We start from the raw sequence: 18,897 nt of genomic DNA on the forward strand, positions 1-18,897 counted from the left end.
CCATAGAAGGCCCGACGAAAAGCGTCTTGAACCGGATTGACCATGGCAAAGACAATCGAAGCGGCAGAGACCGGGAAATACTGGCGCCATCCGTGCTTCCCCGACCTGGGCCTGTTCAAGGCGCGCTTCACCCAGCACCGCTACGACCTGCACACGCACCCGACCTATGTGATCGCCCTGATCACCGCCGGCTGCGAGCGCATTCGCATCGGCCGTCAAAGCGTTCTCGCTCCGGCGGGCGCCATTGCCGTCGTCAATCCTGAAGAGTGGCATGACGGCGAACGCGGGGCGGATGAAGGCTGGGCCTACCGGACATTTTATCCTTCGGTGCCGATGATGACCGCGCTTACCCGCGAACTCGGCCGCGACGGCGCTCCGGCGTTTTCGCGCGCGACGATCGAAGACAGCAGTCTCGCCGCAGCATTGACGGCAGCGCACCAGGGCTCGACATCCCCGGACACAATGACGGCAGAGACGTCCCTGCTCGTGGCGCTTAGACAACTGATCGTTCGGCATGGCGACTCGAGCGGACCGGCCGAAGAGATCGAAAGCTGCGGATCGCAGCGAAGATTTTCGCTGTACCGCGATCTTGTCGAAAGCGAGCTTGGCTCGCAGCTCGACCTCAAGCGGCTTGCCGGCGCGGCTGGCGTGACCCGGTTCCAGGTCATCCGCGATTTCAACAAGGCAATTGGCCTGACGCCGGCGGCCTATATCCGCGACCGGCGATTGCGCCGGGCGAGCGCGCTGATCGAACAGGGATTTGGCCTCGCCGACGCCGCTATTACGGCGGGTTTCGCCGACCAGAGCCATTTTTCCCGTACATTCCGGGCCATGCATGGTATGACGCCGGGCATGTTCAGAAGAGCGGGATAAGGCGCTCCTGAACAGACAACCTTGCGCCTCAAAGCTTGCTGCGCAATGCTGACGCAGTTCGGGGGGAATCATGCGAAAAATCTTGGCACCGACGCTGCTGCTCACGGCTGCACTGTTTGCAAACAGCGCCCAGGCGCTGGATGCCAGCGGGACGCCGGTTGTCGTAACCCCGCTTGCCTCTCGCACCGAGACCGCGTCCGGCCAGCCGATCACGCTGCCCCAGAAGAACGCCCAGGTCCTGGTCTCGGCCTATCAGATCGCGCCGGGCGCGACCTTGCCGGTCCACAAGCATCCGTTTCCGCGCTATGCCTATGTCGAGGCTGGCACGCTTCAGGTCACCAACGTCGAGACCGGCAAGAGCAACACCTATCAAACAGGTGATTTCATCATCGAGATGATCGGGCAATGGCATCAGGCGACCAATGTCGGCGCCGATCCGGTCAAGCTGCTGGTCATCGACCAGGTCGAAGAAGGCACCAAGAACACCGTGTTGCGCCAGTAGCTGCCACGTCTGAAAATGGCGTCCGGGGGCGGATCCAGCACAGCGCGCAACAGACGTCAGAACGCGAACCCCTCCGGCAAATTGTGATTCCAATAGCCTTCCTCGACAAGTTCACTTATGCGCCAGCCCTCGGACGTGCGTACGACGCGGTCTCGATACCAAAGCCCCTGGAAGAAGACCTGCCTTTTGCCTTCGCCGAGGTCGACCACCATCGGGCATGAACAATGCACGCGCGCGCTGGCCTCATCCCCTCGGAGGTCCAGAAGGATTGTCGAAATGGCGTGTTGCGAGATCAATATCTTCGAAAGGGCGCCTTTCACGTAAGCAACATGCTCATCCACACCGCTCCTGATTCCACCTGTTACAGTGTCGTCAAGCACGGCATCGAGTGTGAATATTTTGCGATAGGCGTCCCAGTCGCGATCGTCCACAGCGTAGCAATAGCGAACAAGCAGCTGTTCGATCTCGAGCCGATCCGAAACCTCTTGCAATGAAAGGGTCATGTCCCGTCTCCGCGGTTGGCGGCACTAATGCCGCATGCGCCAAGCCTGCCCCGACATTTCGATCAATATTCACGTTGCCGATGCTCCGAGCAACCTCGCCGCGCGACTGGGCATGCGCAAACCCGAACACTCATTTGGCCTCCGCCTTTACCCGGTCGGCCGCAGCGGCCAGAACGGCGCGATCCCCCTCTTCGTACAAGCGGCGGATGGAGATTGCCTTGACGCGCCAGCCTTCCGGCGTCCGCACCAGCCAGTGGAGATAGCTGCCACCGACCGTCCAGAACCGCCCGTGATCCAGTGGGCTGCGCGGACATGGCTGCGTGCAACCGCGTCATTGCCCGCGCCTTCGACAATGATGTTGGTGATGAGGTGCTGGGTGGCGTCGAAACGCGGCAGCAGTCCTTGCCACTGGGCGATCAGCGCGTCGCGGCCGCTGGTCGCGGCTTCGCCGCCGAAGAGGCTGGTATAGTCGGTCGTGACGGACAGCACTTAGTTGGCGGCATGGTGCGACCCTAGCTGCCGCTTGCTGATAGCTCGGGCAAGTCCGGATCTGGTGCTCGGCATACGGCACGATGAATGGCCCGGTTTGGCCTTTGCGGACATCAACGCGGATACAAGAAAGCCGTCTTAGGTCTCCGACGCCATTTCTTTTGCCAATTCGCCGATCATCGAACGCAACCACCTGTGGGCTGGGTCGTGGCGGTAGCGAATGTGCCAAGCCATCTGCACTGGAAAAGTGCCGAGGTCGACGGGCGGCGGTAGTATCTTCAGGCGCGGATCCCTCTCAAGGCTGCGGCAGATCAGTCTCGGCAGCGTTGCGCAGTAATCCGTGACGGCAAGCATCTCTGGCACGGCCAGGAAGTGCGTGACAGAAAGGGCAATCTCTCGCTTGAGGTTTTGTTGCTCCAATGCCTGGAAGAGGCCCGCCCGCAGCCGGCCCGGCGGGAGCACGTTCACGTGCTTGAGCCTTTCATACTGTTCTCGGGAAATATGGTCTCGAACGTCGGGATGATCCTTGCGCACCGCGCAGGCGAGCCCATCGTCCATAAGATGCTGGACGACAAGATTGCCCGGCGGATCGACGATCCGGCCAATCACCATGGCCGTGGTACCGGAAATGACGCCGGTTTCGGCGAGATCGTTGCCAAATGCTGTCATGCGGAGCTTGATACCAGGCGCCAGCTCACGCGTCCTCGCGACGAGGGCCGGCATCAACACAAGCTCCACGTAACTGTTGGGGGCAAGCGTGAACAGCCGTTCGGCCTTTGCTGGCTGAAATTCCTGCTGGTTCAAATGAGATCGTCCAGTTGCGCCAGCGCTGCTTCGATCGTCGGAGCGATCTCCTCAGCCAATTGCGTCGGCTTTATGCCATACCTTTCCCGGATGAATAGCGGATCCCGGAGGGTGTCGCGCAGGCGGTTCAACGAATTGGACAGCGCCGGCTGGGTGATGCCCAGTCGCGCTGCTGCCCGTGTCACGCTCCGCTCTTCCATCAGGGCGAGGAAAACCGGGAGCAGGTTCAGATCGTATCTCATCGAGATATAATCTGACATGAATATATAAAATAAATGAAATAAATTTCTGAAATACATGGGCAGGTGCCATTATCCGTGCATCGACAGGCCGACGCGGCCGATCGAGCTCCAAATCAACCAACTACGACGCCTCATTGGCGCGGCATCACCTGAGAAAAGGATCCGACAATGAAAGTCCTGATGGTACTCACCTCCCACGACACTCTCGGTAACACCGGCAAGAAGACCGGCTTCTGGCTCGAGGAACTGGCAGCCCCCTACTACGTCTTCAAGGACGCTGGCGCCGAGATCACCCTCGCCTCGCCGAAGGGCGGCCAGCCGCCTCTCGATCCGAAAAGCGACGAGCCTATGTTCCAGACCGACCTTACACGGCGCTTCAGTGCTGACGATGTTGCCAAGGCGCAGCTCGCAGAAACCGTGCGCCTGGACAGTGTCGACCAGAAGGACTTCGACACGGTCTTCTACCCCGGCGGCCACGGCCCGTTGTGGGATTTGGCCGAAGATCCGAATTCGATCAAGCTGATCGGATCCTTCATCGCGGCCGGCAAGCCGATCGCCCTCGTTTGCCACGCACCGGGCGTTCTGCATCGCGTGACCAGTCCCGACGGCACGCCGTTTGTGCAGGGACGCTACGTCACCGGCTTCACCAATAGCGAGGAGGAGACCGTAGGTCTCACGAATGTCGTGCCGTTCTTGGTCGAGGACGAGCTGATCAGCCTCGGCGCGGTTTTCTCCAAGGTCAAGGACTGGGGCGTCCACACAGTCGTCGATGGCCAGCTTATCACGGGTCAGAACCCAGCATCATCGAGCGAGGCAGCTGAGGCGCTGCTAGGCGCTTTGAGCCAGAGGAAGAGCAAGACCGCCTGAGCGGTCTGGAACAACCGTGATCTGCCGACGGCTCGCGTCGGCGGATCAACTTCAGAACCCGCTACAGTCTCAAGCCGATCCGAAACGTCTTGCAGTGAAAGGGTCATGTCTCGTGTCCGCGGTGGCGCCACTAATGCCGCATGCGCCAAGCCTGCCCCGACATTTTCGATCAATATTCACGTTGCCGATGCTCCGAGCAACCTCGCCGCGTGGCTGGGCATGCGCAAACCCGAACACTCATTTGGCCTCCGCCTTTACCCGGTCGGCCGCAGCGGCCAGAACGGCGCGATCCCCCTCTTCGTACAAGCGGCGGATGGAGATTGCCTTGACGCGCCAGCCTTCCGGCCCCCGCACCAGCCGGTGGAGATAGCGGCCGCCGACCCTCCAGAAACGCCCGCCGATCCAGTGGGTTGCGCGGACATGGCTGCGCGCAACCGCGTCATTGCCTGCGCCTTCGACAATGATGTTGGTGATGAGGTGCTGGGTGGCGTCGAAGCCTGGAAGCAGTCCTTGCCACTGCGCGATCAGCGCGTCTCGGCCGCTGGTCGCGGCTGCGCCGCCGAAGAGGCTGGTATAGTCGGTCGTGACGCGGGCCGCGAAATAGGATTTGACCCGGTTCCAATCACGCAGATCGGCATACAGCCCGATCCCCGCCACTGCCTCGGCGATGGCCATCCTGTCTTCAACCATCAGCGCAGCTCCCGAGGCGCTCGAAACGGACGCCGAGACGGCGGAAATCATCGCGGCGGAAACCGCCGCGGCCAGGATATGCCGGCGGGTGACGACGCTCATTGTCCCGCCTCCCCCGCACTGCCCAGTGTCGCGCGGAAGTGCGCGGCGACGGCGTCGCTCGCCGCCTTCACCGGCGCGGCGCGATCGTAGAAATCGAATTGGGTGACGTTGTCGAGCCACAGCTCCTGCCTGGAACTGGTCAGCCGCGCGTAGAACTTGTGCGCACCCTGCGGAATGGCAGCCGCCTCGCTATGCACCATCAGAAAGGGCTGGTGCAGGCGCGGGGCAGCCTGGATGGCGTCGAACCTCAGCCAGCCGCGCCAGAAGGCCGGATCGGCCTCGTTACGCCAGGCCGGGATCATGCCGCGATCGGGTTCGGTGTAATAAGGCACCTTGAACATGATCGCGCGATCGTCGCTCAAGCTGGCGGCCGGCAGCAACGCCTGTCTGCCGGTGCGGCGATACGCGGCCTCTGCCGCATCGCTCGCGGCCTCAAGCCTGGCGACGCCTTCCTTGCCGCCATAGGTCTGCTCGACCACTTCGGCATCCTGCAACCAGGGCGCGACGAGAGCGACCGACTTGATCGCGGTATCTTCGGCGGCGGCAGTGACCATGTAGCCGGAGCTGGCGCAAATGCCGAGGCCGCCGATGCGGTCCTGATCGGTCTCGGGCCGGGTCGCGAGATAGGCGACCGCCGCTTCTATGTCGGCGATCTTGGCCTTAGGATCCTCGTACTGGCGGCGTATGCCGCCGCTTTCGCCCCAACCGCGAAAATCGAAGGTCAGGGCGACGAACCCGCGATCCGCCATCTCGCGGGCGTAGCGGGCCGGCATCTGTTCCTTCACCGTCATCCAGGCGCCGGTCACGACCAGCGCGGGCCGAGGTTTTGCCGCGTCCAGATCCTCCGGCAGATAGAGTTCGCCGACGATCTGCTCACCGTGCGAGGAGAATGTGACGCGCTCGACGCGCGGTGCGGCGGCGGCATTGGACGCGGCGAGCGCTACGGCGGTTGCTGCAGCAAATGTCAGGGCTTTAAACATTGCAAGTCTCCTTTAGCTTGGAGTGAGAACCGCGGCGTTGCGAAAAAGACCGCCGTCTCAGCGCTCGCCAGCAAGTCGGCCGGGCAATGGCTTCAGCAGGTAATGCGCCCAGTAGAAGGCGTCCGACTGGTACATGTCGGTCAAAAAATTCTGTGCCTCGGTGATCTTGCCGTCCTTGATGCGGAACATCAGGGCGTAGAGCTGGTCGATCTCGGGACCCGAGCCGACATTCGACCAGCCGCGATGGACATCGACGACAAGGTCGCCTTGCGCCTGGAAGAAGATCGGCTCGGCCTTGAATTTGCCGTCGGCCAAGCCGCGGAAGAAGGCGACCACCTCGTCCGGCCCGCGCTTGTCGCCGGCAAGCGGATGATGGCCGGGAATGCGCCACACGATGTCGGGTGCGAGGAAGGGCCGGACGGCCTCGGGATTCCCGGTCGCATAAGCGGCGTAGTAGTCCTTGACGAGTTGGATGTTGCTGTCTTCCAGCGGGCCGCCATTCGCCGGGGCGGCAGACACCGCCAGAAGAGCGGCGGCGGCGAGCGAAGCAAGCCTGGTCATCGGTCCTGTTTCCTTCCCTGTTCGAGCCGTTCCCAACACCGAGGCCCGTTCGTCGGATTCAACATGACGCCTTTTGTTCACCGGAAAAACCAGTAGAATTCGACAGGGCTATTTGGAAAATCCTTACAATGCGCCTCGACCAGTTCAGCGGCATCGTCGCTTTCGTAAAAGTTTCGGAGGCCAAAAGCTTCACCCGCGCCGCCGCCGAGCTCGGCGTCGCTCCGGCCTCGTTGAGCGAGGCGGTCAAGGGGCTCGAGGAGCGTCTGGGGGTGCGGCTGCTCAATCGGACGACTCGCAGCGTTGGCTTGACCGAAGCTGGCGCTCAATACCTCGACCACGTGCGCCCGGCAGCCGAAGATATCCAGGCGGCTGGTGCGGCACTGCGCGAAGCTCGCGACCGTCCCGCCGGCACGCTGCGCCTCAGCCTGCCCTGGATCGCCGCCCCGCTGCTGATCGAGCCACTGATGCGGCCGTTCATGGATGCTTATCCCGAAGTGCGGCTTAGTCTGATTTTCGACGACAGCTTCGTAGACATCGCCGCCGAGGGCTTCGACGCCGGTCTGCGCATCGGCGAGCTTCTCGACAAAGACATGATCGGCGCGCGTCTGGGCGGGCCCTTGCAGATGGTCGTGGTGGGCAGCCCGGACTATCTGGCGCGCAATGGTACGCCGAAGCGGCCGGCCGACCTCGCCGCCCATCGCTGCATCGCATTCGCCCTCACCCGCGCGATTTCGCCATGGGAGTTCATCGTGGAGGGACGCGAAGTCGCATTCACGCCGGACGCATATCTGGTCGCGAACACGCTTCCGCTGTGCATTACCGCCGCCGCGCAAGGGCTTGGCCTCGCCTTCGCGGTCGAGGGCCTCGCCGCGCCGCTTCTTGCCTCAGGCGCGCTGGTCAAGGTGCTGGAGCCTTTCTGTCCCGCTTACGAGCCGCTCCACCTCTATTATCCCAGCCGCCGCCTCGTACCGCCGAAGCTGCGGGCCTTCATCGACTTCGTGCGCGCGAACGCTCACAAGCTGCGTATCTGATGTGACCTTTCGAGAACCCGGCCCCGTTCAGCCCCAGGCGCCGATCATCTGCCTGGTAGTTGCGTTGAGCCGGTTGAATGCGTTGATCAGGGCAATCTGGATGACCAGGGCGGCAAGGGCCTTTTCGGCACCGGATCCGGCCGGTCAGCCAACCGGGTTGCCGCCTCGGTCAGCGCCAGTGCGGCGCGCTCGGCGTCGGTGAAGTAAGGTGTTTCCCGCCAGGCGGACACGGTGAAGACGCGCTCGTCCTTTTCACCGGCCTTCTTCAATTCTGGCGCATGCATATCGATACAGACGCTGCATCCGTTGATCTGGCTGGCGCGCAAATGGACGAGCTTGCGCGTCACATAGGACAGATCGGCCGTTTCCGTCGACTTGTCCAGCGCGAGCAGCGCCTGCCGGGCCCGGGGAATGAGCATCACATCCGGGGTCTCGACATCCTTGGCTCTGTCAGTTCGCCGGCCGCCGCGTTGCGGCGAGCGCAGGGATCTTCAGCTTTGCGAGGCAGTCACCTGCTCAAGCCGCTCGAGAATGCGCGGCCAGCCGCTTCCCATTCCGACGTACCCGCGCTCGTCCTCGGCCCGGAACCCGGAATGCTCCATGCGCACCCGGGTCGCCGTACCTTCGGGCGTCAATGACCATGTCACGACGGTCTTCAGACCGCTGTCGGATTCGGTGCCGTCGCCCCAGCTGTAGGCGAGTAGGCGCGGCGGCTCGATCTTCAGCACCTCGCAGTTCGTCACGCCGGACCAGCCCGGTACAGGCGTCGCGCGAAAGGTGAAGCGATGGCCTTGCACAGGCGCAAAGTCGTTCTTCATCAGCCATTCGGCAACCAGATGCGGCACGGTCAGTGCGCGCCATATCTTTTCAGCCGCGTGCGGTATGAGACGCTCGACGACAATGGATTTGGTTTCGACTGTAGTTGCTCCAGTCATAACTTCGGACCCGTTGTTTGGGGTTTGGCTGGTCTGTTCACCAACGCGCTCTCCACGAGAACCAATAACCCAGCAGCTATCGTTTACGCATAACTCTGAAGTTATGAATGTGTCAAGCGGCGGAATGGCAGGCGCAAGCACATTGAGCCAACAGTTCCGGCTTTCATCGCACTAGGCCCGATGCTACCGCTGGCCAGCTGAAATCATGAATGGATCCCCCATGCCCGAGACCGAACGCCCTCGCCTGCCGCTGATCGAGATCTGCGTCGAAGGCATAGACGGCCTGCTGGCCGCGCAAGCCGCTGGCGCCGACCGTGTCGAGCTCTGTGCCAGCCTGATCGAAGGCGGCATCACACCGAGCTTCGGCACGGTGCGCACGGCGCTCGAGCTGGCGACGATCCCGTTCCACGTCATCGTGCGGCCGCGCGGCGGTGATTTTCTCTATAGCGAAGCCGAATATCGTTCGATGCTCGCCGATGTCCACGCGCTTGCCGACACCGACGTCGCCGGTGTCGTTATCGGCTGCCTTAATGCCGACGGCACGATCGATGAACAGCGCATGAGCGAACTGGTGCAGGCGGCGGGGCGATTGAACGTCACCTGCCACCGCGCCTTCGACATGACGCGCGACCCGACAGAGGCGCTGGAGACACTGATCCGCTGCAAGGTCGGCCGCGTGCTGACCAGCGGCCAGCGCGACACGGCGCTCGAGGGCGCTGACCTGCTCGCCGATCTTGTCAGGCAGGCCGGCGACCGCATCATCATCCTCGGCTGCGGCGGGCTTGACCCAGAGAACATCGGCAAGGTGCGGAGGAAAACCGGGTTGAGCGAAATGCATTTCGCCGCGCTCAAGGAGGTGCCGAGTGCTATGCGTTACCGCAACCCAAGGGTCGGCATGGGCGGCACCGATCTCGACCGCGAATACCGCAACACCGGGACCGACGAGGCGATGGTGGCGGCGACCATCGCCGCCGTCCGGACATGATCCCGGAAGACAGAAAAAACATGATCGAAACGCGTTTGCCGATCGAGCGGGTTTCGCCGCGTGATGAGCCGGCCGTCCTCGCGCTCAACAACGAGCACGCCGCCGAATTGTCGTGGCTCGAACCCGAGCGCCTTTCCTTCCTGCTCGGCGAAGCGTTTTACGCGCGCCGTATCGGTTCGCTCGAAGCCTTCATCATGACCTTCGACCAGGACGCCAGCTACGATAGCCCGAACTTCCTGTGGTTTCGCGATCGTTACCCGCGGTTCGTCTATGTCGATCGCGTCGTGGTCGCCGCTGCAGCGCGCGGGCGCGGCCATGCCCGCCGGCTGTATGAGGATCTGTTCGAGCAGGCGTCACGCGCCAGCCAGGCGATCGTCACCTGCGAAGTCAATGCCGAGCCGCCCAATCCGGCTTCGGACGCCTTCCATGCCGGACTCGGCTTTGCGGAAGTGGGCGACGCGGTAATCCACGGTGGCAGGAAAGCCGTGCGGTATTATGCAAGGCGGATCGCCGGCTAAAACGGCGGGCGCCGTTCGCCCTACCAATTGCGGTTCAGCCAGGAGCGGGCCGGCCTTTCGATGATGTAGTAGCTGCACAGCGCGCAAGCGAACGCCGCCGCCAGCATCAGCCACGGCGAACTGCCTTGTATGTCGACGAATTGATAAAAGGGCTGCTGCCACAGATAGAGCGAATACGACCACAGCCCCAGCATCGTCATTGGCAGGGACGACAGAAACCTGGTCAGGTAGCGGCTGCTGAAGTCGAGCAAATTGACGGCGAGCGCCAGCAGCGGCACCGCGACCAGATAGTGAATGGGGGTTGGCACGGCAGCCATGAAAAGGAGCACAGCCACGACTGTGGCCGCCAGGGCAACATGCGGCCCCTTGAGCAGCGCCGGCAGCCTGTCGTCGGCCTTGAGCAGGCATAACACCGTCGACAGCAGGATCGAGGCGATGTGCACGTCAGTGCGCCAATAGGTGCCCTCGTAGCCTATTGCGAGCACCCAGTAGGAGATGGCGCCGTTCGCCATGGCCAGCAGCGACAAAGCGCCGAGCAGCATGATGACGCGGGACCGTCCCCGGACGACGACGCTGATCAGAGCCAGAATGATATACGCATGCTCTTCGACGCAGAGCGACCAGATATGGTCGAGCGCGCCGGCGCGGGTAACGAGAACTCCGGCGTAATTGTAGGTGAACGTCAGCGCCGTCAGCGCCGCCTTCCACTTGAAGGCGATGAACGTGCCGGACAAGGCGATCATCGCGACGACGACGAAAACCAGCAGTGCCGGATAGATGCGGGAGAACCGGCGCTTGAAGAATTTCTTCAGCGGATAGTATTCGACGAACAGGATCTCGGCCATCAGCCGGCCGCTGAGCACGAAGAAGAATTCGACGCCCAGGACGCCGAGATTGATGCCGGGGACGGGGAAGAAATGGCCGATCAGCACCAGCGCGATCGACAGGCCGCGCCAGCCGTCGAGATAGGCAAGCCTCGCCCTTGACGATGTGTCGGCGACAGGCCTGGCCACGACAAGACGCGTCGCGGAGATGTCCGTCATGCCGGTCCCCTCTGCAAAAGGCGGGCTCAAGGCCGCATTCTCAGCTATATTGCAGTGCACTACAACTTTGTGCAAGTGCGAGATAACGACACGCCCGACGGGACGCACACCTTCCGTCCGTCAGCGGCTGCGCTGACGCCGTCAAACGGTAGAAACTTCAAATCCATCATGTTGGCTCATTGCCAAAGCGCCGCTTCAAGACAACAATGACCTCGACGCCGGCGCGCCAGACGCGCACAAAAAAAAGCGTCGGAGGAAATGGAGGAGGAAGCCGCTGGCCAAGTCACGGACGCGCTATGCATGCGGCCTCTCGGTGCTCACCACCGACGAATCCGACGCGGATGCGTTCGCCCGGGCGGTGGCAGCGGAAGCAGTGGCCATTGACGCCGGGTTTGCCCTCCTGTTTTTCTCGCAGAGACTCATAGAGGCCGTCGCCCTGTCGGAAGCGCTGAAGACCCACGCGCCGGCGCTCCACTATGCCGGTTGCTCGACGGCCGGTGAGATAACGCCCAAAGGGCTGGAGGAAGGCCAGATCCTGGCTATGCTGCTTCCCTCCGCATCGTTTTCGGCAGCCAGCACCATGGTCGAAAATCTGTCCTCATCGGGCATGGACGGGATTACCGGCGAAGTCGAGGCGCTGAGGCGGTCATTACGCGAGCGCTTCGGGCACGAGCGAGCCGACACCACTTTCGCGCTCTGCTTGATCGACGGCCTGTCTTATGCCGAAGAAGCGGTGACCTCCGCCATCCATTGGGGGCTCGACGATATTCCATTAATCGGCGGTTCGGCTGGCGATGATTTGAAATTCGAGACAACGCGGCTGATCTCGAACGGCAAAGTGACCTCCGACAGCGCCATCATCGTGCTGATCACCACGGAAATTCCTTTCCACGTGTTCAAGACCGACAATTTCGTTCCCACCGACGAGAAGCTGGTGGTGACGGCATCCGATCCCGACCACCGCATCGTGCGCGAATTCAACGCCACCATTGCCGCCGAGGAATATGCCGCCTCGGTCGGCGTCGTCGCGCAGATGCTGACGCCACTGAGTTTTGCCTCGCACCCGGTGGTGGTGAAAGTCGGCGGCGAATTTTACTGCCGTTCAATCCAGAAGATGCACGCGGACGGCTCGCTGTCGTTCTTCTGCGCCATCGACGATGGTGTCGTGCTTGCCGTCGCCCAGCCTAAGGACATGGTCGAGGCGACCCGCGCCGCTCTCAGCGACGTCAGTGAAAGGCTTGGCGGCATCGACCTGATCCTCGGTTTCGACTGCGTGCTGCGCCGGCTCGACGCGCGCAATCGGCAGGTCTATCGCGAGATTTCGGAACTCTACAAGGTCAACAACGTCCTCGGCTTCGGCACCTATGGCGAACAGTACCGTTCGATGCATCTGAACCAGACCTTCACCGGCATCGCCTTCGGTGAACGCAATGCGGCCGAAGCGGCGGAGTAGGAAATCCGGCATGCCGCTCAGGAACATCGACGACCTGGAAAGGCTGAAGAAGATCAACGCCGCGCTGATCAGCCGCGTCGAGCGCTCCATGGACCAGCAAGGCAATGCCTTTTCGCTGTTCCAGACCGCCATTTCGCTTGAGAGCCGGGTGCGCAGCCGCACCGAAGAGCTGCATTCGACCTTGCGCCGGCTGGAGCAGTCGAACATCGACTTGAATGCAGCCAAGGAAAACGCCGAGCTGGCGAACCTGTCCAAGACCAGGTTCCTTGCGGCCGCCAGCCATGACGTGCTGCAGCCGCTGAACGCCGCGCATCTGTCGGTCTCGGCGCTTGCCGAAGTACAGACCAGCGAGGAAGGCAGAAACCTGGTCCGCCAGGTCGAGCGATCGCTGGAGACGATGGAGGACCTGCTCCGCACCTTGCTCGACATTTCCAAGCTCGATGCCGGCGTCGTGCAGCCCGACATCACCGATGTCAGCCTGGAGACGCTGTTTTCGTCTCTGCGCTCGGATTTTCAGCCGGTCGCGGAGATGAAGGGGCTGACGCTGAAGTTCCGGCCGGTCGATGCGCTCGTTCGTTCAGACCGAACCTTGCTGCGCCGCATCCTGCAGAACATCCTGTCCAATGCACTGCGCTATACCCGCTCGGGCGGCGTGTTGGTCGGCACCAGGCATCGCGGCGACACGATCCGCATCGACGTCGCCGATACCGGCTGCGGCATCCCCGACGACCAGCGCGAGGCGGTGTTCGAGGAATTCCATCGGGGCGTGATCCCCACGGATGCCGGGCTTGCCGCCGGCGGGCTGGGGTTGGGGCTGGCCATCGTGCGCCGCATCGCCGCGGCACTCGGCCATCCCGTCACGTTTTCGTCGAAGGTCGGACATGGCACGATTTTCCATATCGACGTTCCGGTCGGGATCGGCGACACGGCCGATCCAATCGCCGGCACCGTCGACATGGAGCGGCCGCGCGGGTACGGTCTGTTCGGCACAAGGGTGCTGCTGGTCGAGAACGACATCGAGGTGCTGCAGGCGATGACCTCCCTGCTCGAGCGCTGGCAATGCCTGGTACGTCCCGCCACCTCGACCGGTGACGCGCTCGACCTGCTTGGCGATACCGACTGGTTGCCAGATATTGTCATAGCCGACCAGCATCTCGACGGCGGCGACCTCGGCACCACCACAATCGCCGAGGTCCGTGATTATCTCGGCCGCGCCGTGCCGGCGCTGATCGTCACCGCCGACGGTTCGGAGACCGTCGCCAACGCCGCCCGCGCCGCTGGCATCGAGCTGATGCGCAAGCCGCTGAAGCCCGCGCAGCTCCGGGCGCTGCTGGCGCATCTGCTGGCTTGATCCCATCTGAGGGCATGGGCGAACTGCTTCAGGCAGTACCAAATTTTGAAAAGGCCAAGGATGCATTGGAGAATAGAAGAAAACGCCCGAGACTACTGTATTCTCGTCGACGACGGAAATACAAATGGATCCCAGGCTTTCCTCGAGATGGAGGAGGCTGGGCCTGTCGACAAAAGTAAGTTGCTTTTTCGCTTTGATGACGAGCGGCCGCTGCCTATCTCGGATTTCGTACCAAGCTCTCATCCAGGCGTCTTGTTTGCAAAGCGCGAGATATTCGAGGCGTTTGGTCCGATTGTTTCGAGAAGCAAGCACCTCTTTTATACGTCCAAGACGGATAGGGGCGACTTGAAAATATATGTACCCATGGAGGAGATAAAAGGGTTCGACTTTTCCGAGTCTATTTTCGAAACATTTGAAGACGGAGACATATACCGCATTGATCAGCTAAGGCTCGTTGATGGTTTCTCGACCGAGTTTGATATTTTTCGCCTGAATGACAACTTCGGGACGAGATTCCATATAATTGTTTCTGATAAATTCAAGTACATGTATGAGTCGCATGGAATGACGGGGCTGCGGTTTTCTGCGACATGAGCCGCTGAAGCCGGCGCGACTGCGCGGCGTGCTGGCGCATGTGCTGGCTTGACGTCTCAGAGGCGGTAGCTTTGCGCAAGGGATCAGGTGTTCCATGTATACAATGGACACGACGAACGCTCGTTATTGGATTTTCGCATATTGGTCCTTGTTCACTTTGAGGGTTTGTAGGCAGTGCAAGAATTCCAGTTGCGATACGATCATGGTCTGTGGCTCTTGGAGACGAGCAAGGGCTCCTACCCTCTCAGCGAGGTGAGAGATTTTTTCCGCTTTTTCATCCTCTTAGACGAACCGTTTGAGCGAGCGTCCAATATCATCGCTCGATCGCTAATTGGAGGCAGCGGCCAGCAGTTTCCTCTTTGGAAAATTGTGGCGGCGGCGTTTTTGTCGACGTCCGAAATCAATGCTCAGAAGGCTCTGGTTGGCTGCCGTCACTCTCGAGCGAGGATCGACAATAATTACAGCCGTATTTGTCATCAATGTCATCGTCCGATCGGCCAACCAGAAGACGCGCCACCTCCGTGCGATCAAAACCCCGCCGGATCGCGAAACAGCTCGGCATTGTCCAGCTTCGAGACCTCGATCACCGCCTGGGTGCGGCTGTAGACGTTGAGCTTGCGCAGGATTTCCGAGACATGCGCCTTGACCGTGGTCTCGCCGACCTGCAGCTCGTAGGCGATCTGTTTGTTGAGCAGGCCCTGGCGCAGCATCTGCAGCACCTTGAGCTGCTGCGGCGTCAGCGTGGCCAGGCGCTGTACCATCTCGGCGCGGTCGGTGCTGTCGGCGTCGGGCGGCCGGCCCTCATAGGTCTGGGGAACATAGATCGCACCTTCCATCACCGAGCGGATGGCCGCGGCAAGATCGCTCTTGCGTGCCGATTTCGGGATGAAGCCGGCCGCGCCGTAGGACAGCGCCTCGGAAATGATCTTCGGCTCCTCATAGCCGGAGACGATGACGACCGGCAGGCGCGGATAACGCGTCCTGAGCTGCAGCAGCCCGTCAAAGCCATGCACGTCGGGCATACTGAGATCGAGCAATGCGAGGTCGAACGGCTTGGCATCCGTCAGAAGCTCGAGCGCCTCGGCAATCGAGCGCGCTTCCACCGTGTCGACCTCCGGATAGGCCATCTGCACTGCGCTGTGCAGGGCCTCGCGAAACAGCGGATGGTCGTCGATGATGAGGAACCGGGCGCGATCGTTGACTGCGGTCATTAGCTTCACTTCGGTTCGGTCTGGTCTGGTCTAGAATAGTCCGGCAACCATGGCCAGCTTATTGCCAAATAGTACATTGCCATCTTGGCTGGCTAAAGCAGAATGGACCGACGATTTCCGCGGCACCGTGCGGCAGGCCTGCTCCTCCGCCATCCAATGCCTTGCCCGTTTGCCCAAATCGGCCGAATGTGCCGGCGACAGATCCACTGAACAGAGACAGTGCATGACCGGCTTCGTCCTTCCCCTGCCCGCAACCCCGTCGGTGGCCGTCGCCGGCTCGCCGGAGCGTTTTGCGGTGCGCCGCATATTCTGCGTCGGCCGCAACTATGCCACCCATGCCCGCGAGTTCGGCAATGACGAGCGCGACCCGCCCTTCTTCTTCACCAAACCGGGCGACGCAGTGGTCGACGCGGTAGTCCGTTCGGGCGCCACGATCCCCTACCCGCCGCTGACCCAAAACCTGCATCACGAAATCGAGCTGGTCGTCGCGATCGGCAAGACCGGCTTTCGCATCCCGCGCCAGCGGGCGCTGAACCATGTCTGGGGTTACGGCGTCGGCGTCGACCTGACCCGCCGCGACCTTCAGGACGAGGCGAAAAAGGCGGCACGACCGTGGGACTGGTCGAAAGCCTTCGACCGTTCAGCGCCCTGCGGCCCGCTGGTCCCGGCGCAACAATCCGGTCATCCCGAGAAGGGCCGCATCTGGCTCGCGGTCGACGGCGAGATCAGGCAGGACGGCGACCTTGCCGAACTGATCTGGCCGGTTCCCGACATCGTCTCGATTTGCAGCGAGGCGGTAGAACTTAGGCCCGGCGACCTGATCTTCACCGGCACGCCGGCCGGCGTCGGCGCCGTTGGGCCGGGCGAAAAGATCACCGGCGGCGTCGACGGCATCGGCGAAATCGAACTGACCATCGGCCAACCGAGCCCGTGACACAATGAGCGATATCGTCCTTCACAACTACTACCGTTCCTCGACCTCTTACCGGGTGCGGATCGCGCTGGAGATGAAGGGCTTGGCCTACGAGTACGTGCCGCATCATTTGCGCCACGGCGAGCATCTGGATCCCGCCTACCTCGCGGTCAATCCGCAAGGGCTGGTGCCGGCGCTGGTCCTCAGCGATGGCACGCTGCTGACGCAATCGCTGGCGATCATCGAATATCTTGACGAGACCACCCCTGAGCCACCGCTGCTGCCCAAGGATGCGTCTGGCCGCGCCCGCGTCAGGATGCTGGCGCAGATGATCGCATGCGACATCCATCCGGTGAACAATCTGCGCGTGCTGACCTCGTTGCGCACGCTGTTCGGCGCCGGCGACCAGGATGTCGTCAACTGGTTCCGGCACTGGGTCAACGAAGGCTTCCAGCCGCTTGAAAAGATTCTGGCTTCCTCGCCCGAGACCAAGACATTCTGCCATGGCGACACGCCGGGGCTGGCCGATATCTGCCTGGTCGCACAGGTCACCAGCAATGCCCGCTTCGGCGTCGACATGACGCCCTACCCGACGATCTCGCGCATCAATGCCGCCTGCATGGCGCTGCCGGGGTTCCAGAAGGCCGCGCCGGAGAACCAGATCGATGCCGAATAGAGAAGCCAAAGATCCAGATGAAGCGAAAACGCTCGCCGACATCGAAGAATATGGCTGCCACATTCTGTATGTGCTGGAAGAAGGCGAGCATCCGCCTTTCAGCTACTCGGTTGGGATAGAGCACAATTTCAATGCTCCTGAACTGGTCGTTGTCGGGCTGAAGCCAGAGCTTTCCCAGTCTGTCATCAACCAATACTGCAGACGGGTGTGCAACGGCGAGATTTTCCGCATCGGGCAGCGATCGTCTGGTTTCATAGGCGGCTTCGACTGTCAGTTCGGCTCGGTCCATGTTGAGCACTACCCTGAACATTTCGGTTGGGACATCTGGTTCTACGACGGCCTGGGCTTCAGGGTTATGCAGCTTATCTATCCTACGACCGAAGGATCTGGCCGTGGGATACTGAAGCGAGCGAGTGGTTTCGAAAGCGGCAACCGCTTCTCGACACGCCGCCGGCATCAAGCTAACTCCGAACAACCGCCTGACGAATGCGCCCTTGGTGAATTGAAACTTATGAAAGCCTTGTCATGAAAGCCGTCGTCTTCGAAAAATTCGGCGAGGCGCCGACGATTCAGACCGTGCCGGATCCGACGCCTTCGCCGGAAGGCGTCGTCATCAAGGTGGAGGCGACTGGCCTCTGCCGCAGCGATTGGCATGGCTGGATGGGCCACGACGACGGCATCCGGCTGCCGCATGTGCCGGGCCACGAACTGGCCGGCGTCGTGGTCTCCGCAGGCAACCAGGTGACCCGCTGGAAGGGCGGCGAGCGCGTCACCGTGCCGTTTGCCGTCGGCTGCGGCCGCTGCTTCGAATGCACGTCGGGCAACCACCAGGTCTGCGAGCACCAGTTCCAGCCCGGCTTCACCGCCTGGGGGTCGTTCGCCGAATATGTCGCCATCGACCATGCCGATACCAATCTCGTACGCTTGCCCGACGAGATGGAATTCGCCACCGCCGCCAGCCTCGGCTGCCGCTTCGTCACCTCGTTCCGCGCCATCGTCGATCAGGGCCGCGTGGCTCCCGGCGAATGGGTGGCCGTACATGGCTGCGGCGGCGTCGGCCTGTCGGCGATCATGATCGCCAGCGCCATGGGCGCCAATGTCGTCGCCATCGACCTCACCGACGAGAAGCTGGACTTTGCCAAAAAGATCGGCGCGGTGGCGACGATCAACGCGGCAAAGACGCCCAACGTGGTCAAGGCGGTCAAGCAGATCACCAATGGCGGCGCGCATATGTCGATGGACGCGCTCGGCCACCCCAGTACTTCGTTCAATTCGATCGCGAACCTGCGCCGCCGCGGGCGCCACGTGCAGGTCGGCCTGATGCTCGGCGACCATGCCAGGCCGCAGATTCCGATGGACAAGGTGATCGCATTCGAGCTCGAAATCCGCGGCAGCCACGGCATGCAGGCGTTTCGCTACCAGGCGATGATGGAGATGATCCGCACCGGCAAGCTCAAACCCGAACTCCTGGTCGGCAAGAAGATCAGCCTCGAGGAAGCGCCGGCCGCTTTGATGGCGATGGGCGGCTTCGAAGGCATCGGCATCGGCGTGGTGACCAGATTCTAGATCACGCC

General features: G+C 62.0%; 21 protein-coding genes and 2 pseudogenes. 13 read left to right on the forward strand and 10 right to left on the reverse strand.

Going from position 1 to position 18,897, the window contains the following annotated elements:
- Positions 1-42: 42 nt before the first annotated feature.
- The gene (locus NKI63_RS10425) at positions 43-873 is read left to right on the forward strand and encodes a helix-turn-helix transcriptional regulator (protein ID WP_352737165.1); all 831 of its coding nucleotides are present in this window, start codon (positions 43-45) and stop codon (positions 871-873) included.
- A gap of 70 nt (positions 874-943) precedes the next feature.
- Positions 944-1,375, forward strand: a complete 432-nt coding sequence (locus NKI63_RS10430; protein WP_352821347.1) for a cupin domain-containing protein — start codon at positions 944-946, stop codon at positions 1,373-1,375.
- A gap of 56 nt (positions 1,376-1,431) precedes the next feature.
- Here NKI63_RS10430 and NKI63_RS10435 read toward each other — a convergent pair whose 3' ends face one another.
- From NKI63_RS10435 to NKI63_RS10445, 3 genes and pseudogenes are all read right to left on the reverse strand, one after another.
- Positions 1,432-1,878, reverse strand: coding sequence for a nuclear transport factor 2 family protein (locus NKI63_RS10435; protein WP_352821350.1), 447 nt, complete (start codon positions 1,876-1,878; stop codon positions 1,432-1,434).
- A gap of 147 nt (positions 1,879-2,025) precedes the next feature.
- Entirely contained in the window at positions 2,026-2,367 is a 342-nt protein-coding gene (locus NKI63_RS10440; protein WP_352505816.1) for a nuclear transport factor 2 family protein, read from the reverse strand.
- Positions 2,368-2,505: 138 nt separating this feature from the next.
- Positions 2,506-3,413, reverse strand: a pseudogene (locus NKI63_RS10445) (LysR family transcriptional regulator).
- Positions 3,414-3,581: 168 nt separating this feature from the next.
- Between NKI63_RS10445 and NKI63_RS10450 the strand changes: the two are divergent.
- The gene (locus NKI63_RS10450; protein WP_254818257.1) at positions 3,582-4,280 is read left to right on the forward strand and encodes a type 1 glutamine amidotransferase domain-containing protein; all 699 of its coding nucleotides are present in this window, start codon (positions 3,582-3,584) and stop codon (positions 4,278-4,280) included.
- Positions 4,281-4,517: 237 nt separating this feature from the next.
- Here the strand turns inward: NKI63_RS10450 and NKI63_RS10455 are convergent, their stop codons facing one another.
- From NKI63_RS10455 to NKI63_RS10465, 3 genes are read right to left on the reverse strand one after another with little or no spacing between them, the layout of a single operon-like run.
- Positions 4,518-5,072 (reverse strand): nuclear transport factor 2 family protein, encoded by a 555-nt coding sequence (locus tag NKI63_RS10455; protein ID WP_352821353.1) that lies wholly within the window; start codon positions 5,070-5,072, stop codon positions 4,518-4,520.
- Positions 5,069-6,052 (reverse strand): alpha/beta hydrolase, encoded by a 984-nt coding sequence (locus tag NKI63_RS10460; RefSeq protein WP_352505814.1) that lies wholly within the window; start codon positions 6,050-6,052, stop codon positions 5,069-5,071. Before NKI63_RS10460 ends, NKI63_RS10455 begins: the two co-directional genes overlap by 4 nt.
- 57 nt (positions 6,053-6,109) lie before the next feature.
- Positions 6,110-6,613 carry a nuclear transport factor 2 family protein gene (locus NKI63_RS10465; protein WP_352505813.1) on the reverse strand — a complete coding sequence of 168 codons (504 nt, stop codon included), beginning with the start codon at positions 6,611-6,613 and terminating at the stop codon, positions 6,110-6,112.
- 128 nt (positions 6,614-6,741) lie between these two features.
- Here NKI63_RS10465 and NKI63_RS10470 point away from each other — a divergent pair, with 128 nt between their 5' ends.
- Positions 6,742-7,644 carry a LysR family transcriptional regulator gene (locus NKI63_RS10470; protein WP_352505812.1) on the forward strand — a complete coding sequence of 301 codons (903 nt, stop codon included), beginning with the start codon at positions 6,742-6,744 and terminating at the stop codon, positions 7,642-7,644.
- A 27-nt stretch (positions 7,645-7,671) separates the two neighbouring features.
- Here the strand turns inward: NKI63_RS10470 and NKI63_RS10475 are convergent.
- Positions 7,672-8,063 (reverse strand): annotated as a pseudogene (locus NKI63_RS10475) (carboxymuconolactone decarboxylase family protein).
- A 72-nt stretch (positions 8,064-8,135) separates the two neighbouring features.
- Positions 8,136-8,579, reverse strand: a complete 444-nt coding sequence (locus tag NKI63_RS10480; RefSeq protein ID WP_254818252.1) for an SRPBCC family protein — start codon at positions 8,577-8,579, stop codon at positions 8,136-8,138.
- A gap of 220 nt (positions 8,580-8,799) precedes the next feature.
- On the opposite strand from NKI63_RS10480, the gene NKI63_RS10485 reads away from it, so the two are divergent.
- Both NKI63_RS10485 and NKI63_RS10490 read left to right on the forward strand, forming a co-directional pair.
- On the forward strand, positions 8,800-9,564 hold the full coding sequence (locus NKI63_RS10485) for a copper homeostasis protein CutC (RefSeq protein ID WP_352505811.1): 765 nt from the start codon (positions 8,800-8,802) through the stop codon (positions 9,562-9,564).
- A 20-nt stretch (positions 9,565-9,584) separates the two neighbouring features.
- A complete protein-coding gene (locus tag NKI63_RS10490; RefSeq protein ID WP_352821357.1) occupies positions 9,585-10,082 on the forward strand; it encodes a GNAT family N-acetyltransferase in 498 nt (165 codons plus the stop codon).
- Between the two features lie 20 nt (positions 10,083-10,102).
- Here the strand turns inward: NKI63_RS10490 and NKI63_RS10495 are convergent, their stop codons facing one another.
- Positions 10,103-11,125: an acyltransferase family protein gene (locus tag NKI63_RS10495; RefSeq protein ID WP_352505809.1), complete on the reverse strand. Its 1,023-nt coding sequence runs from the start codon at positions 11,123-11,125 to the stop codon at positions 10,103-10,105.
- A 313-nt stretch (positions 11,126-11,438) separates the two neighbouring features.
- On the opposite strand from NKI63_RS10495, the gene NKI63_RS10500 reads away from it, so the two are divergent.
- From NKI63_RS10500 to NKI63_RS10510, 3 genes are read left to right on the forward strand one after another with little or no spacing between them, the layout of a single operon-like run.
- Positions 11,439-12,578: an FIST N-terminal domain-containing protein gene (locus NKI63_RS10500; RefSeq protein ID WP_352505808.1), complete on the forward strand. Its 1,140-nt coding sequence runs from the start codon at positions 11,439-11,441 to the stop codon at positions 12,576-12,578.
- A gap of 10 nt (positions 12,579-12,588) precedes the next feature.
- The gene (locus tag NKI63_RS10505) at positions 12,589-13,929 is read left to right on the forward strand and encodes an ATP-binding response regulator (RefSeq protein WP_352505807.1); all 1,341 of its coding nucleotides are present in this window, start codon (positions 12,589-12,591) and stop codon (positions 13,927-13,929) included.
- 60 nt (positions 13,930-13,989) lie between these two features.
- On the forward strand, positions 13,990-14,523 hold the full coding sequence (locus NKI63_RS10510) for a hypothetical protein (RefSeq protein WP_352505806.1): 534 nt from the start codon (positions 13,990-13,992) through the stop codon (positions 14,521-14,523).
- Between the two features lie 527 nt (positions 14,524-15,050).
- Here NKI63_RS10510 and NKI63_RS10515 read toward each other — a convergent pair.
- A complete protein-coding gene (locus NKI63_RS10515; protein ID WP_254818245.1) occupies positions 15,051-15,734 on the reverse strand; it encodes a response regulator in 684 nt (227 codons plus the stop codon).
- A 223-nt stretch (positions 15,735-15,957) separates the two neighbouring features.
- On the opposite strand from NKI63_RS10515, the gene NKI63_RS10520 reads away from it, so the two are divergent.
- Genes NKI63_RS10520 through NKI63_RS10535 form a run of 4 tightly spaced genes read left to right on the forward strand, consistent with a single transcriptional unit; the run spans position 15,958 to position 18,889 of the window.
- A complete protein-coding gene (locus NKI63_RS10520) occupies positions 15,958-16,668 on the forward strand; it encodes a fumarylacetoacetate hydrolase family protein (RefSeq protein ID WP_352505805.1) in 711 nt (236 codons plus the stop codon).
- A gap of 4 nt (positions 16,669-16,672) precedes the next feature.
- Entirely contained in the window at positions 16,673-17,323 is a 651-nt protein-coding gene (gene maiA / locus NKI63_RS10525) for a maleylacetoacetate isomerase (protein WP_352505804.1), read from the forward strand.
- Positions 17,313-17,852: a DUF4262 domain-containing protein gene (locus tag NKI63_RS10530; protein ID WP_352821362.1), complete on the forward strand. Its 540-nt coding sequence runs from the start codon at positions 17,313-17,315 to the stop codon at positions 17,850-17,852. The genes maiA and NKI63_RS10530 overlap by 11 nt, the downstream gene beginning before the upstream one ends.
- Positions 17,849-18,889, forward strand: a complete 1,041-nt coding sequence (locus NKI63_RS10535) for a zinc-dependent alcohol dehydrogenase family protein (RefSeq protein WP_352505802.1) — start codon at positions 17,849-17,851, stop codon at positions 18,887-18,889. The genes NKI63_RS10530 and NKI63_RS10535 overlap by 4 nt, the downstream gene beginning before the upstream one ends.
- Positions 18,890-18,897 lie beyond the last annotated feature (8 nt).

Origin of the sequence: Mesorhizobium sp. M0410 (assembly GCF_040321435.1) — a bacterium.
Taxonomy (GTDB): Bacteria; Pseudomonadota; Alphaproteobacteria; order Rhizobiales; family Rhizobiaceae; genus Mesorhizobium.